Genomic DNA, 15,092 nt, shown 5'->3' with positions numbered 1-15,092 from the left:
AGAGTGAGCGTATAGAGAGGTTTTATTGTGTAAGGTTTACCTCAGAAGCTCTTCACCAGACTGAGCTGATGACAGTTGATGGGAGTCAACCCAAGTCAACCGACAGATCAAAACCACAACGTTGATCTACCTCGGCACTACTCCCCCTCAGTGATTTGTATCGGAGTTGTGGCTCCACAAAACACCTACCTGGGTAGTGCTCCTCTTCTGCAAAATGCATTCATATGGCGGCATAAAAATTCACCATACAGTCTGCATTGAACGTTTTTATGTGACCTTTGTCAACGGGAAAGTGTCACTTTAATCGGTTTATTAATTAACAAACTTGTGACAGTGGTTTGACCTGAGAACTTTCGGCCAATTGCTGCCTGTGTCGATTTGTTTTAATGTAAAGACAAATAAGTAGAAAGTAGACCCGTTTCAAGGAGCGAACAATGACGATTCAAAGCTTTATCCCCCCTCACCGTATTCTCATGGGTCCTGGCCCTTCGGATATTTCTCCTCAAGTTTTGCAGGCTTTGAGTCGCCCTACCGTAGGTCACCTTGACCCCTTGTTCATCAAAATGATGGATGAACTAAAACAGTTACTCAAATACGCTTTTCAAACCGAAAATGAATTCACTATTGCCGTTTCAGCGCCGGGCAGTGCAGGTATGGAAACCTGTTTTGTTAACCTGATTGAACCGGGTGAGAAGGTGATCGTCTGTCGCAATGGCGTGTTTGGCGAGCGCATGCGCGAAAATGTAGTTCGAGCGGGCGGCGTAGCGGTAGTTGTCGATGATGAATGGGGGACTCCTGTCTCGGTCGACAAAGTTGAGCAGGCGCTGAAAGATCACCCTGATGCTAAAATCCTGTCATTTGTTCACGCAGAAACATCGACAGGCGCATGCAGCGATGCTGAAGCACTAGGTAAACTTGCAAAAGATCACGGTGTGCTAACAATTGTTGATGCGGTGACCTCTTTAGGTGGTGTACCGCTTAAAGTCGATGAATGGCAGCTGGATGCGGTGTATTCAGGTAGCCAGAAATGTTTATCTTGTGTTCCGGGTTTATCACCAGTGACGTTCTCTCCTCTGGCCATTGAGAAGATTCAGGCTCGACAAACACCTGTTCAGAGCTGGTTTTTAGATCAAAGCCTAGTATTAGGTTATTGGAGTGGAGAAGGAAAGCGTAGCTATCATCATACTGCGCCTGTCAACAGCCTTTATGCGCTGCATGAGTCCCTATTAATCCTTAAAAATGAAGGGCTAGAGAATGCTTGGCAGCGTCATAGTGATATGCACGAAAAGCTGAAGTTGGGTCTCGAAAAGTTGGGCTTTGAGTTTGTTGTTGCAGCAGAGTCACGTTTGCCTCAGCTTAATGCGGTCTACATTCCTCAAGGTGTTGATGACGCAGGGGTTCGTAACCATTTACTGGAAAACTACAATCTCGAAATCGGTGCAGGTTTGGGGGCGTTAGCGGGTAAGGCATGGCGTATAGGCATTATGGGCTACGGTGCTCGTGCAGAAAATGTTGCGCTTTGTTTGAGAGCACTGGAAGAGTCACTGAGGCAGTAACTTCCATAAAAAATGAGTTGAAAGGCGACGCATAAAGCGTCGCCTTTTTTACTTGGTTACTTTTTCATTATCTGCTTTTAGCGCATCGATATCTGGAGCTATGTATTGCACCTGTGAGAAATCTCGCTCAGGGAACAAGTATTGCGCTTCACTGCGAATTTGCTCAGCACGCTCACTATCTCCAAGGCCTTGGTAAGCCAGGATCAGGTTGTTGTAAAACGCTGGTCTTGGCTTCTCTTTAATAATTTTCAGTGACCAGTCAATGTATGGCTGGATGAATTTCGCCTCCTGACGATAAAGGCCAATATTGAGATAAGTGCTATAAATATCCCAGTCGTACCTGTCTTTCCAAACTATTGGATTGCTGACTTGACTGAGTAAGTCAGGATTTTTAGGGTTCGATGTTTCAAACTGAGTGAGTACGTAGTTAGTGTGCAGCGCTGTCAGCATATAGAAACTGGTTATGATTGGCACGACTAAGCTCATCACTCGGAACAGTGTTTTAGTCACAATGCTGAATGACGCAAAACGATACGAGCGAGCGCGTTGATCAATCCAGAAAAGCAGAACCACAAAAGTTATCCAGTGAATCGCAGAGTGGTAGAACGGATATTCCAGCTGACTATGAAGCACTATTGGCACAAATAAGGCAAACATCGCGAGGCGCGTGCCTTTTTTAGCGTTGTAGATCCTCACTAAAACCATCACCGCAGCGAGCACTATAGCTACAACCGGAAGCAATCCTCCTTCAGATCCCCAATAAAGCAACTCATTGTGAGGGTGATCCATCGAAGCAAGCCCCGGATGATAGCCGGGGTTCAACTGATGCTGACGGGCGGTATAGACAATGTATTCTGGCTCAAAGCGCCCGTAACCATAACCGGTAAAGGGCTTCTCAATTAACATATCGAGTGTTTGAGGAAAGGTGTATTGTCTCGGGCTTTCAAGGTTAGCCCGCTTAGCTGCTAGAGACTCCCCGTCGGTGAACAGGTTTGAGCTGAAACCTATCGCTAAACCGACGATGATGGCGATAAGCCAGCCCCAAAAACGTTTTTTAGTTGCAAAGCGATACAGATACGACAGTAGCAAGACGACGGCGAGAAGTGCGCCGAGCCAGCCTGTTCTAGAAGCGATGATGATTAAGAGTGGTACGGTGACCACCGGCATCAGATAAAGCAACGAAACTTCGCTGAGATGGCGGTTGTATTTCTTTGGATGACGAGTGAGTAGATAGCCTGACAGAGCCAACCCTGTGGCGAGAAAGCTGGCCATGACGTTAGGCTGCTGAAAAATACCGTAAGGGCGATTCTGTACTGTATCGTAGCCAAATAAGTTGTCAGGTTGTAGGACTAGATATTGAAACCAGCCAAACAGTGCCTGCATAAAAGCCGCGATGGTGATAAACCACAATAAACGCTGTTTCTGCTTATTGCTGAAGCGAAATTGTTGAAGAACAAAAAACAGCCCGTATCCGGCCCACAACCCGAGTAGCTTACCTTGGGATAGAGAAAAGTCTGAGTGAGGGAAAAACACCGGTATTGTGAGCAATACACAGCAAAGAAACAGCCCAATCGACAGCTTATTGTATCTGACCACACCTTGGGTACCGACCTGATATAACCCTATCGCCAGAGAGAAACTGACCGCCATCCAAGTTGTCGTGTTAAAAGAGAGCGCGAGCCCTGCACCACCCGGATTAGGCGTAAAAATGTGCATTGCGAGCAAAAATACGACTGCTAGAGAAACAAGAAACGGTTTAATGAGCGGTAGTTTAGGTGCTTGCGGCTCTAGACTTGTCCCTGCCAAATGGATGGTTGCCATTGATTATTGCGTCCTTCAAAAGAAAACAGACCATGTTATGGTCTGCTTAATTTACTACTTTTCTTTATTTTAACATAGGCTTGAGGAATCGTGCGGTGTGTGAACCTTTTACTTTGGCTACTTCTTCCGGTGTTCCTTCAGCAATAATTTCCCCGCCACCTTGTCCACCTTCTGGGCCTAAGTCGACAATCCAGTCTGAGGTTTTAATCACATCAAGGTTATGTTCGATGACCACCACTGTATTACCGTGATCACGTAGTCGATGCAGTACAGTAAGTAACTGCTGAATATCATGGAAGTGCAGGCCAGTGGTTGGCTCATCCAAAATATAAAGCGTTTTACCAGTATCACGCTTGGATAGTTCTCGGGCAAGTTTGACACGTTGCGCTTCACCACCGGATAAGGTGGTCGCCGCTTGACCAAGACGAATATAAGAAAGCCCGACGTCCATAAGTGTTTGCAGCTTACGGGCTATGACTGGCACAGGGTCGAAGAACTCACGTGCATCTTCAACCGTCATTCCAAGCACTTCATCAATGGTCTTGCCTTTGTAGTGAACCTCGAGTGTTTCACGGTTGTAGCGTTTGCCTTTACACACATCACATGGGACGTAGACATCCGGCAGGAAGTGCATTTCCACTTTAATAACCCCATCACCCTGACAGGCTTCACAGCGGCCACCACGTACGTTGAAACTGAAGCGGCCGGGTTTATAGCCTCGAGAGCGGGCTTCTTGTGTTCCAGCAAACAGCTCTCGAATTGGTGTAAAGATACCAGTGTAAGTCGCTGGGTTAGACCGTGGTGTACGCCCAATTGGGCTCTGGTCAATATCGATGACTTTATCAAAGTGTTCCAACCCTTTAATTTTCTGGTAAGGAGATGGAGTCGCTGTCGTCGCACCGTTTAGCTGAGTGTGTGCAATCTTGAAAAAAGTATCATTGATCAGAGTGGATTTACCTGAGCCTGAAACCCCTGTCACACAGGTGAACAAACCGACAGGTATAGTTAAGCTGACATCTTTAAGGTTGTTGCCAGTTGCCCCAATCAGCTGTACCACTTTTTTCTTGTCGATAGGTGTGCGTTTCTCAGGTATCGCAATTTGTTTAACGCCACTGAGGTACTGGCCTGTTAGGGATTCAGGGGTAGCGACAATGTCTTCCATTGTTCCTTCTGCGACCACACTTCCGCCGTGAACACCAGCTCCCGGACCAATATCGATCACATGATCGGCGATGCGAATCGCATCTTCGTCATGTTCAACGACCAAAACAGTATTGCCCAAGTCACGCAGGTGAGTCAGTGTTTTTAGCAGCCTCTCGTTGTCTCGCTGGTGAAGTCCGATAGATGGCTCATCGAGTACGTACATTACACCGACAAGACCTGCGCCAATCTGGCTTGCCAGTCGAATACGTTGCGCTTCACCACCAGATAGCGTTTCAGCGCTACGGGAAAGGTTGAGGTAATTGAGACCGACGTTGACTAAGAATTGGAGACGATCGTTGATTTCTTTCATTACCTTTTCAGCGATTTGCGCTCTCTGGCCTTCTAGCTCCAACGATGCAAAGAAATTCAGAGCATCCGCGATGCTGAGTTCAACAATCTCAGGTAAGGTCGTGTCGCCTATGAATACATTGCGAGCTTCTAAACGCAAGCGGCTGCCTTCACAGCTAGAACAGGTACGAGTTGAAATGTACTTTGCTAGATCTTCACGTACGGCATTAGATTCGGTATCACGATAGCGACGCTCAAGGGTATTGAGTATGCCTTCAAATGGGTGACGTTTGACGCGGATATCGCCGCGATCGTTGATGTACTTAAACTCGACCTCTGTGCGTCCGGAGCCTGTAAGCACCACATCTTGCATTTTCTTTGATAAGGACTTAAAAGGCGTTTTTAGATCAAAGCCATAGTGTTCTGCCAAAGATGACAGCATTTGGAAGTAATAGTAGTTTTTCTGATCCCAACCTCGGATCGCCCCTTCGGCGAGACTTAAAGAGTCATCGAGAATGACTCTGTCGGGGTCAAAATATTGCTGGACGCCAAGGCCGTCACAGGTGTGGCAGGCGCCTGCTGGATTATTGAAGGAAAAGAGTCGAGGTTCTAGCTCTTGCATGCTGTAACCACAATGTGGACAGGCAAAGTTAGCGGAGAAGACGACTTCTGCGCCATCTCCATCCATCGGAGCCACGACCGCAATGCCGCCGGACAATTCGAGAGTCGTCTCAAAGGATTCCGCCAGCCTCTGTTGTAAATCATCGCGCACCTTAAAGCGATCGACTACGACTTCAATGGTGTGTTTTTTATGCAATTCTAAAGTTGGTGGATCGGATAGGTCGCAAGTTTCACCATCGATACGAGCGCGAATAAAGCCTTGTGCAGCAAGGTTCTCCAATGTTTTAACGTGCTCGCCTTTACGCTCTTTAACAATTGGCGCAAGGAGCATCATTTTGGATCCTTCCGGAAGCTCCAAAACTTTGTCGACCATTTGTGAGATGGTTTGAGCTGTCAATGGCACATGATGTTCAGGACAACGAGGCTCGCCAACACGTGCGTACAATAGACGTAGGTAGTCATACACTTCAGTAATGGTACCAACGGTTGAGCGAGGGTTGTGCGACGTTGATTTTTGTTCAATGGAAATGGCTGGTGATAAGCCTTCAATATGATCAACATCGGGCTTTTCCATCAGAGATAAAAACTGGCGAGCGTAGGCTGATAAGGATTCAACATAGCGACGTTGACCTTCCGCATACAGGGTGTCGAAGGCAAGTGATGATTTACCTGAACCTGATAAACCTGTAATCACGATGAGTTTATCTCGTGGAATGGTTAGGTTCACATTTTTTAAGTTATGGGTGCGTGCGCCGCGAACTTCGATCTGATCCATTGCTCTCGCTCAATGTAAAAACAAGTGGGCTAAGTATTACATAGAGTGATAAATGTTCAAAGAAAATACTGGATAAAAAAACAGTAACAAAAAGGCCGCTCTATTGAGCGGCCTTTGAAGCATGTTTAGCGTAAAGCGATTAAGCTTCTTTTGTCGTCTTTTGTTTATCCAGTTCTGACTTTTTGCTATCCGTTAGGTAAAGGTTCTCAAAGCAGTAGTTGGTTGCTTCGATGTATCCTTCAACGCTACCACAATCAAAGCGTTTCCCTTTGAATTTGTATGCCAGTACGCACCCGGCCTTGGCCTGTTTCAGAAGTGCATCGGTGATCTGGATTTCACCACCTTTACCCGGCTCAGTATTTTCGATCAGCTCGAAAATATCTGGAGTTAAGATGTAGCGGCCAATGATAGCTAGATTGCTTGGCGCGGTGCCAGGTTCTGGCTTTTCAACCATGTCATCGACGCGATAAATGTCGTCTTTGATCATCTCACCAGAAATCACACCGTATTTATGCGTCTCGTCAGCAGGTACTTCTTGTACTGCCACTATAGAGCAGCGGAACTGCTTAAACAAAGCGACCATTTGAGCCAGTACACCTTCTTGTTCGTTGACGCAAAGATCGTCTGCGAGTACCACAGCGAACGGCTCATCACCGACTAGCTCGCGCCCAGTCAAAATTGCATGGCCTAACCCTTTCATTTCACGTTGACGAATGTAAGTGAAGTTGGCGCTTTCGATAATGTCACGAATATCGACCAGCAGTTGTTCTTTATTTGTTCCGCTGATTTGATGCTCCAATTCGTAGTTTTTGTCGAAATGGTCCATGATCGAGTGCTTACCACGGCCAGTGACAATACACATGCCATCCATGCCCGCCTGAATGGCTTCTTCAACACCGTACTCGATAAGCGGTTTGTTGACGACTGGCATCATTTCTTTAGGCATAGATTTAGTTGCAGGAAGAAAGCGAGTTCCGTAGCCAGCAGCCGGGAAAAGGCACTTTTTGATCATGTTTAAACCCTATATCTTTAATTAATCTATTATAGCTGGCGCAACCTTATCACTTTTTGCGTGAATGGATAATGAATGTTAAAGACAAAATGTGAGTTTTTGCGCATCGGATTAGATTTAAGACAGCATATGTTGATTAGCCCAAGCAATGGCTTGGACACGATTTTTAACGGAAAGCTTTTTGAAAATCTGATAAAGGTGGGACTTAACAGTAAACTCACTAATAAACAGATCCTCTGCGATTTGCATATTGGACGCCCCAGTTTTTAAACAGCGTAGAATCTGAATTTCACGTGAGGTTAAATCCACAGTTGCAGGGGCAGTCTGGCTAAGCACAACATGACGATAGTAATGCAGTAGCTGAGCTGCGACTTTACGGGGCAACCAGTTTTGACTGTTGATTATCTCACCACACCCTTTAGCGATGGCTTCAACGGAGTCATCTTGATAAAACAATCCTTTCAAGTTGCCAAAGCACAGTAGCTCTTCTGTAGTAAGTCTTTTTTCTACATTAAAGATTATGGTTTCAAACATTTTATTCGATAGAGGCAAATCTCGAATCTGATTATTGAGCTTTCTGTAGTTTTGGTAATCTATCATTAGAATTTTATGTTTGTGTTGCTGCATGGCAAGCATCAACTCGTTTGGTTCAATGTGCGGAATATCAACACCGAGCTGCTTCTCTATTTGATGAATGAAACGGTTGTTTTGAGAGCTGTCTTCACAGAGAAAGTAGATGGTTCTGGTATAGATGTTTTTAGTCATAAGGTTCTTCATTCGGTTTAATTAGGTGTGTTGGCAGAGTGAATGAGAATTCCGACTGGTGCGAGTTTGGTTTACAGGATTGCGTTTAATTTCATGTTAGTCAGTAACTAATAAATCTATCACTCAATCAATAGATTGAATTTACTCGAAAATAATTTTGCTTTGAGTAGGGTGAATGAGTTTGTGAACTCATTGTGTGGATTGCAATTTGTTCACAGACTAAAGCGTGTTATCCTTATGCGCTATTTTTAGATCAATACAGAATTTGGACGGAGCGAATCATGGCGAGCCGTGGAGTCAACAAAGTTATTTTAGTCGGTAATCTGGGATCAGATCCGGAAGTACGTTATATGCCAAGCGGTGGCGCTGTAGCAAACATCACGATTGCGACGTCTGAAAGCTGGCGTGATAAAGCAACAGGTGAGCAACGCGAAAAAACAGAGTGGCACCGTGTATCTCTGTTTGGCAAGCTGGCTGAAGTTGCAGGTGAGTACTTACGCAAAGGTTCTCAGGTTTATATTGAAGGTCAACTGCAGACACGTAAATGGCAAGACCAGAATGGTCAGGACCGCTATAGCACTGAAGTTGTGGTTCAAGGGTTCAATGGTGTTATGCAGATGCTAGGTGGTCGTGCTCAAGGTGGTGCACCGGGTCAATCAATGGGCCAGCCTCAGCAGCAAGGTGGTTGGGGTCAACCTCAGCAACCAGCAATGCAACAAAGCCAACCTGCTCAGGCTCAGCAACCATACTCTCAGCCTCAACAGCAGAACCAAAATCAGCCTCAGTATAATGAGCCACCAATGGATTTTGATGACGATATCCCATTCTAACTCATTGAATCCTGAAAAAAGCCGCGAATTTCGCGGCTTTTTTATATAGTTAAAAAACAGACTAATCAGTTAGTAGTATCTCGGCCTAGGTACTCTGACTGAGCATGGATGTTGCACAATCTAATTCAAGAAAGGAATTCTTCTTATATGAGGTATACACCCACCTTAAAACTGAGCACTCGCCTAGTTGCGTTTGTCACCGTTATAGTGACCAGTGCGATGTTCATCCTATTTTTAGGTGGGACACTATCTTTCAAGCGCTTAGGGCAAGAGTATCTAGATCATTCTCTACAGGGAATTGTTGAGGTGTTGGATAAAGAGATGGAAGACCCTGATGCCGCATATTCCCTTCAACGTTGGATGCCTAAGATGCTTCAGGCTTCCAATATTGTTGAAATGAAACTGCTGTCTGACAATGGGGTGATCTATCGCTATAAGGACACTTCATCGAAAGTCGACAAAGCGCTTCTTTACGACGTGGAATATCAACTCGAGCGCAATGTCGGTTACCGACTTCAGTTTAAAGCGGTGCCTCCCTATATTGGCTATGGATACTCCCTTGAGGCTTTATGGTCGATCACTTTGGCGGTGGCGTTGATCATCTTTTGCTTGATGCGGGGCGTAAAATGGCTGAGAGAGCAGTTGGCAGGGTCTGAGCTCCTTGAAGAGCGAGGGCGAATGATCTTGGCTGGAAGAGTTGAGGAATACGCCAAAGGCGATGTCAAAGAATGGCCATATACAGCCAGCGAAGCATTGGACTGCCTGATAGAGGAGTTACAGGACGCTCGCCAAGAGCGAAGTCGCTTTGATACCTTCATTCGCACGCAAACCTTTCTCGATCAACTGACTGGTACCGCAAATCGTGTATTGTTTGACAGTAAGCTTGAAGCCGCATTGTCAGAGCACGGTTCGCATGGTGGAGTATTGCTGCTGAGAATAGATGACTGGGACCAATTGCAAGAAGAGTCGGGTAAGTCTGTTGCTGATGATTTCGTGGTCGATATTGGTGAAAACCTAAATAATATTATTCAGCGCTATCCTGACGTTATCCTTTCACGTTATTACGAATCAGACTTTGCCATATTTGCTCCTCACTTAAGCAGTAAAGATATTTCACAAATAGCAGTGAATAGTTTAAAGCAACTGACAAAATTGTCCCCACCTAGTCCACTAGATAAGGAAAACTGGGTGCATATTGGTATTAGTATGTATCGCGAAGGTGAAAGTCAGGGGCGTATTTTAGATGAGGTAGAAACAGCGCTCAAAAGCGCACAGTTACAACGAGTCAATACTTGGAATAAATTTAACAAGCTTGTCACGCATGAGGATGAGCGGGGCAGCGTACGTTGGCGTACTCTATTCGATTTAGTGCTAAAGCCTGAAAAGCTCTATATATACCATCAGCCTTGTTATTTATTAGATTCACACCGAGACCGAATATTTGAACATTCTGAGCTGTTTGTCCGTATTAACGATCCCGATAAAGGTTTAATAAAAGCATCAAGATTTAACTCAGCAATAGAGTCTGTTGGCTATGAGTCGATTCTCGACCGTGCTGTTTTTTCGACGGTCGTCAAATTTTTGAAAGTTTCAAAGAAAAGAATGTGTTACTCTGTAAATCTTCACGTTGTGCCGTTTTCTGAGCGAGATTATCTGAAATGGTTTCGTTATGAACTACTACAATTGACAGCAGAGCAGCGAAAGTTATTAATTTTTGAATTCGCAGAAGCAAGGTTAGTAAAACACTTGGATTATATGCGCCCGGTAATAAAGATGATTTCCGGATTAGGTTGTAGAGTTTCGGTAGGTCAAGCTGGACGATCAATTGTCAGTACACATTATTTAAAAGATCTACCGGTCGACTTTTTAAAATTGCATAGGAGCTTGGTAAAGCAAATAGATCAGCGAGATGAGAATCAGTTATTCGTGCGTAGCCTGTTAGGTGCTTGTGAAGGACTTAAAACTCAAGTTATTGCCGTTGGTGTCGACAATAAACAAGAGTATAAAACGATGCTGGCTTTGGGACTACAAGGCGTTCAAGGACGTTATTTTCAGTCCGAGCAACAGTTATTACCTGAAGTTGAAACTGAGAAAAAAGTCATGGCGACCACTAAAGTTCAGATCGGTCGCCGTAATCGATGGCGAAAAGTTAGTAGTAAATGAACATTCAGTCTTTGATCGGAAAGCTTAAGCACAACAAAAAGGTCGGCCATAAACTGACCGTCGTTGTTCAACCCGGTGAATTGCATTTTTCAGCGTTGGTTGACCATGCGCTGCCGTCTAAGGTGGTGGTGGAGGGGGGCGCTTGGCAAGAGACGCTACTCAAAACGCTGATACAGGCTAAATTACCTGAGATTCACCTCGATATCGTTCTCAATTCTAAGTTTTACCAAACCTATCAAATCGATAAGCCTAACATTCCAGAGGCAGAACTAGCGGGTGCCTTACCGTTTTTACTTAAAGACCTAATCAGCGAAAAAGTGACGGACATTGTTGCGGATGCGGCCGAGCTTCCCGTTGGTAATAAACTTCAAGTTTATGTTGTGCCTAAGAGTCTGATCTTCGGACTACAGCAACAGCTGTCTGCTCAGCATATCCAGCTTGATCGTGTTTTAGTCGAAGATGAAGTTTGGGGTGTGTCGGCTGGTGAAGTTTCGCATTTTTTATTACTGCAGCGCAGCAAACAAAGCAGTTTCCGAGTTAGCGCCTTTGTTGACCATCACTGTGCGTTTCAAAGAACCATTCGAGGGGTTGCATCTCCGCTAACAGGTGTTGCCACCAGCGTCCTGCAGCTTGATGGTATTGCATTAGAGCTACAACGTTCGATTGACTATCTATCGTCGCAGCTACGCGGTGCTTCTCTGCATCAGATGAAAGTTTGTTGTGATGAAGAAGATCAACCTGAGCTGGTGGAGGCGTTAAGTGAGCGTTTAAGCGTTAAAGTCGCTGCGCTAAGTGAGGATGACAGAGAGTCAGGCGATATTCTGATTGAATTTTCAGAGCAATTGAGCGAGCAAGCGGTCAATCTCTATCCAGATTCACTTAAGCCGAAGAAGGAAAACTTTACTCTTACTAATGTTGTGTTTGCATGGGGAGCGGTAGCGGCTATTTTGCTTACCTCATTCGCTTACCTCCATTTTCAGCAAAGCACGCTAAATCAAGAGCTAGAAGATTTCCAAATCCAGCAGAGAGAGTTTGAGCAGCAGTTGGCAAGCTTGAATGAACGTTTGGCCAAGCATAAGCCATCTGCTGCTAAAGTTGCCGCAGTGGCGAGATTAAAACTGGATATTCAGGCTAAACGGGCTTCGTTAAAAGCTGTCGATGAATTTGATGACTCTCAACAGATAGGTTACTCAGGTGTAATGCGCGCACTGGCGGAATTGGGTCGGGAAGACATCTCGCTAAACCATATTTTTATTGATGCAAATACCATGGATTTGCAGGGGTTGGCACGAGAAGCAAAAGCTATCCCAAACTGGGTGAATCAATTCCAGTCGGAGGTCAATTTAGTGGGGCGGACATTTGAAAAGCTGCGCATTGGTCGTAACGATGACGACATTGTGACGTTTGAACTTATCACTAAGCAGGAATCGAAATAATGCAACAGCTATGGCTTCAACTAAACGATAAGTTTCAAACTCTGAGCTTGCGAGAGAAATGGCTGCTTACGCTTTGTGGCTTGGTGGTCCTCAGCGTTATGCTTCTAGTTTGGTTGATTGAACCGACAGTGAAAGCAAATCATGCGTTATCTGGCCAACTCAGCTCGACTAAGCAGACGGTTCAACGTTTAGAAGGCGATATTTTACTTGCCACGGCAAAGCTGAATAAAGACCCTAACCAAAATATTAACCTCGAATATAAGAAGTTGCTGACTGAAAGTCAGCAACTTTCAGAGCAATTAGCACAGATTATTGAAAACCTGATTTCCCCTAGCCAAATGGCGCGGTTACTGGAAGATGTATTAGCAGGCACTAAAGGCCTCAAGCTAGTTTCATTAGAGTCTATGACAGCGGAACCCATTACAGGGGGAGCAGACAACCAGACACGAACAGGCTATTACTTGCATCCGGTAAGGCTAGAGTTAACTGGGGGCTATTTCTCTATTCTGACTTATCTCAACACACTAGAGTCTCTGCCTGTCAATTATTACTGGAGAAGTTTTAGTTATACCGTCGAAGCATACCCTACCGCACGACTGGTGCTGGAAGTGTACACGTTAGGCACGAGACAGGAGTTCATCGGTGGTTAGATTATTACTTGTGACTGTTGCGTTTTTTTCATCGGTGGCCAGTGCATCTCAGGACCCAACGGCCCCGCTTGGTTGGCAGAAGCCTCGGGAGGCCAAGCCAGCAACCAAGATTGTTCAGCAGCCAGTGCCTATGCTGCAAAGTATTGTTTGCCGAGATGCTAGGCATTGTCGCGCGGTGTTAAACAATCAGGTAGCTTTGGTCGGAGAAACGGTGAATGGATATAAAGTGACAAGCATTGAACCGGAGCTGGTCAGGCTCTCTCGAGCAGGTAAACAGTGGGAATTAGAGCTTTTTACTCTGGATATAAAACAATAAGGTTATTGGAATCGTATGCGTAAACTCGTTGTAGCAATGACTGTTGCATCATTAGTGGGTTGTTCAATGGGCCATCGGGAGCCTGTTGAAGTTAAAGATGCGCTGAATGAAGCGATAAATCAGTCAGGCAGTCGCAGTCTGGATGAGCTTCCGCCTTCTGTAGAGGCTGATTTAATGCCAGAGGTGGATAGTGGGCTAGCAGCTCTCGAAACAGTAAAGCGTTTTCGAATTCAAGCGAATGATGTCGAAGCCAAAGCCTTTTTTGCCAGTTTGGTAAGAGGCACTGAATTTAGTGTTGCACTGCATCCAGAGGTATCCGGCAACATTACCGTTAATCTAACGGACGTGACTTTAGATGAAGTCCTTTCAGTTGTACGCGATCTATACGGCTACCAAATTGAAAAAACTGGCAAAGTGATTCAGGTTTATCCTGCTGGGCTAAGGACAGTAACCATTCCGGTCGATTACTTGCAGTTCAAGCGTAGTGGTCGCTCATTAACCTCGATTACTACTGGGACCATCACCAACAGTAGCTCATCGAGTTCGTCATCTTCTAGCTCAGATTCAGATACCTCCGGTACTGGCAGTTCGAACACCAGTTCAGCTAAGGGCGGCACTGAAATTGAGACGACTAGTGAAAGTGACTTTTGGCCACAGCTGGAACAAGCCGTGAGTCAGTTAATTGGTTCAGGTCAAGGGCAGAGTGTTGTTATTACGCCACAGGCTGGGGTGATTACTGTACGGGCATTCCCCGATGAAATTCGTGAAGTGCGAAGTTTTATTGGTGTTTCTCAGCAACGACTGCATCGCCAAGTGATTTTGGAAGCTAAGATTCTCGAAGTTACCTTAAGTGATGGTTATCAGCAAGGTATTGATTGGTCAAAAGCCTTCACGTCGAACGGGACTAATTACACCATAGGTCAGGGAACGCCGACGACAACCGGTACGCCGGCAACATTGCCAGGTTTGGATACGATTGGCACTCTACTGGGCGGACAGACAAACTTAGTGATTTCCAGTGGCAGTTTTGATGCAGTGATCAGTTTTATGGCCACTCAGGGTGATTTGAATGTACTTTCTAGTCCTCGTGTCACGGCGTCAAACAATCAGAAAGCGGTAATCAAAGTAGGGACCGACAGCTACTTTGTGACAGACTTCTCGACCAATGTTGACACAAGCAGCACGACATCTACCACGAGTACCGATATTGAGTTGACGCCATTCTTCTCGGGCATATCCCTTGATGTCACGCCGCAAATTGATAATGACGGCAGTGTTCTATTACATGTCCACCCAGCGGTGATTGACGTAACGGAAGAAAATAAAGAGATCACTAATGGCTCGTCTACAGTCTCTTTGCCGCTAGCGACCAGCTCCATTCGTGAATCGGACTCTGTTATTCGTGCACAAGATGGCGATGTGGTGGTTATTGGAGGGTTAATGAAATCCAATACGTTGGATAGAACATCCAAAGTCCCGTTTTTAGGTGATGTTCCCGCTCTGGGGCATCTGTTCCGCAACACTACGCAATATACTGAAAAAACAGAATTAGTCATTCTACTGAAGCCGACAGTTGTGGGTGTGAATACTTGGCAGAAAGAGCTCGAACGTTCCCGAGATTTACTTCAGGAATGGTTCCCTGATGAGCAGTAGCAC

General features: G+C 45.4%; 11 protein-coding genes and 1 riboswitch. Of the genes, 7 read left to right on the top strand and 4 right to left on the bottom strand.

Annotation, left to right across the window (positions count from 1 at the left end):
• Nucleotides 1-37 precede the first annotated feature (37 nt).
• Nucleotides 38-215, bottom strand: a riboswitch (Lysine riboswitch).
• Between the two features lie 219 nt (nt 216-434).
• A complete protein-coding gene (locus tag QMA41_RS23560) occupies nt 435-1,556 on the top strand; it encodes an alanine--glyoxylate aminotransferase family protein (RefSeq protein WP_045985637.1) in 1,122 nt (373 codons plus the stop codon).
• A 48-nt stretch (nt 1,557-1,604) separates the two neighbouring features.
• Here the strand turns inward: QMA41_RS23560 and QMA41_RS23555 are convergent, their stop codons facing one another.
• The 4 genes from QMA41_RS23555 to QMA41_RS23540 form a co-directional block, all read right to left on the bottom strand.
• Nucleotides 1,605-3,377 carry a PglL family O-oligosaccharyltransferase gene (locus QMA41_RS23555; RefSeq protein ID WP_045985636.1) on the bottom strand — a complete coding sequence of 591 codons (1,773 nt, stop codon included), beginning with the start codon at nt 3,375-3,377 and terminating at the stop codon, nt 1,605-1,607.
• 64 nt (nt 3,378-3,441) lie between these two features.
• Nucleotides 3,442-6,264: an excinuclease ABC subunit UvrA gene (gene uvrA, locus QMA41_RS23550; protein WP_045985635.1), complete on the bottom strand. Its 2,823-nt coding sequence runs from the start codon at nt 6,262-6,264 to the stop codon at nt 3,442-3,444.
• Nucleotides 6,265-6,403: 139 nt separating this feature from the next.
• Nucleotides 6,404-7,276, bottom strand: a complete 873-nt coding sequence (gene galU, locus QMA41_RS23545; RefSeq protein WP_006958301.1) for a UTP--glucose-1-phosphate uridylyltransferase GalU — start codon at nt 7,274-7,276, stop codon at nt 6,404-6,406.
• 117 nt (nt 7,277-7,393) lie between these two features.
• Nucleotides 7,394-8,041 (bottom strand): LuxR C-terminal-related transcriptional regulator, encoded by a 648-nt coding sequence (locus QMA41_RS23540; protein ID WP_006958300.1) that lies wholly within the window; start codon nt 8,039-8,041, stop codon nt 7,394-7,396.
• A 281-nt stretch (nt 8,042-8,322) separates the two neighbouring features.
• On the opposite strand from QMA41_RS23540, the gene QMA41_RS23535 reads away from it, so the two are divergent.
• The 6 genes from QMA41_RS23535 to mshL all read left to right on the top strand — a co-directional run bounded on the left by QMA41_RS23535 (nt 8,323) and on the right by mshL (nt 15,089).
• A complete protein-coding gene (locus QMA41_RS23535; protein ID WP_006958299.1) occupies nt 8,323-8,871 on the top strand; it encodes a single-stranded DNA-binding protein in 549 nt (182 codons plus the stop codon).
• 147 nt (nt 8,872-9,018) lie between these two features.
• A complete protein-coding gene (csrD, locus tag QMA41_RS23530) occupies nt 9,019-11,034 on the top strand; it encodes an RNase E specificity factor CsrD (protein ID WP_281630732.1) in 2,016 nt (671 codons plus the stop codon).
• A complete protein-coding gene (locus QMA41_RS23525) occupies nt 11,031-12,470 on the top strand; it encodes an MSHA biogenesis protein MshI (RefSeq protein ID WP_281630731.1) in 1,440 nt (479 codons plus the stop codon). Before csrD ends, QMA41_RS23525 begins: the two co-directional genes overlap by 4 nt.
• Nucleotides 12,470-13,120 (top strand): type II secretion system protein GspM, encoded by a 651-nt coding sequence (gene gspM / locus QMA41_RS23520; RefSeq protein ID WP_021456095.1) that lies wholly within the window; start codon nt 12,470-12,472, stop codon nt 13,118-13,120. Before QMA41_RS23525 ends, gspM begins: the two co-directional genes overlap by 1 nt.
• Complete coding sequence (locus QMA41_RS23515) at nt 13,113-13,436, top strand: MSHA biogenesis protein MshK (RefSeq protein ID WP_281630730.1); 324 nt, start codon at nt 13,113-13,115, stop codon at nt 13,434-13,436. Before gspM ends, QMA41_RS23515 begins: the two co-directional genes overlap by 8 nt.
• A gap of 15 nt (nt 13,437-13,451) precedes the next feature.
• Nucleotides 13,452-15,089, top strand: coding sequence for a pilus (MSHA type) biogenesis protein MshL (gene mshL / locus QMA41_RS23510; protein WP_281630729.1), 1,638 nt, complete (start codon nt 13,452-13,454; stop codon nt 15,087-15,089).
• Nucleotides 15,090-15,092 lie beyond the last annotated feature (3 nt).

It is taken from the genome of Vibrio sp. St2, assembly GCF_947311885.1.
GTDB lineage: Bacteria > Pseudomonadota > Gammaproteobacteria > Enterobacterales > Vibrionaceae > Vibrio > Vibrio coralliilyticus.
The sequence above is the reverse complement of the archived record's forward strand: the minus strand, read 5'-3'. Positions and strand labels throughout refer to the sequence as shown.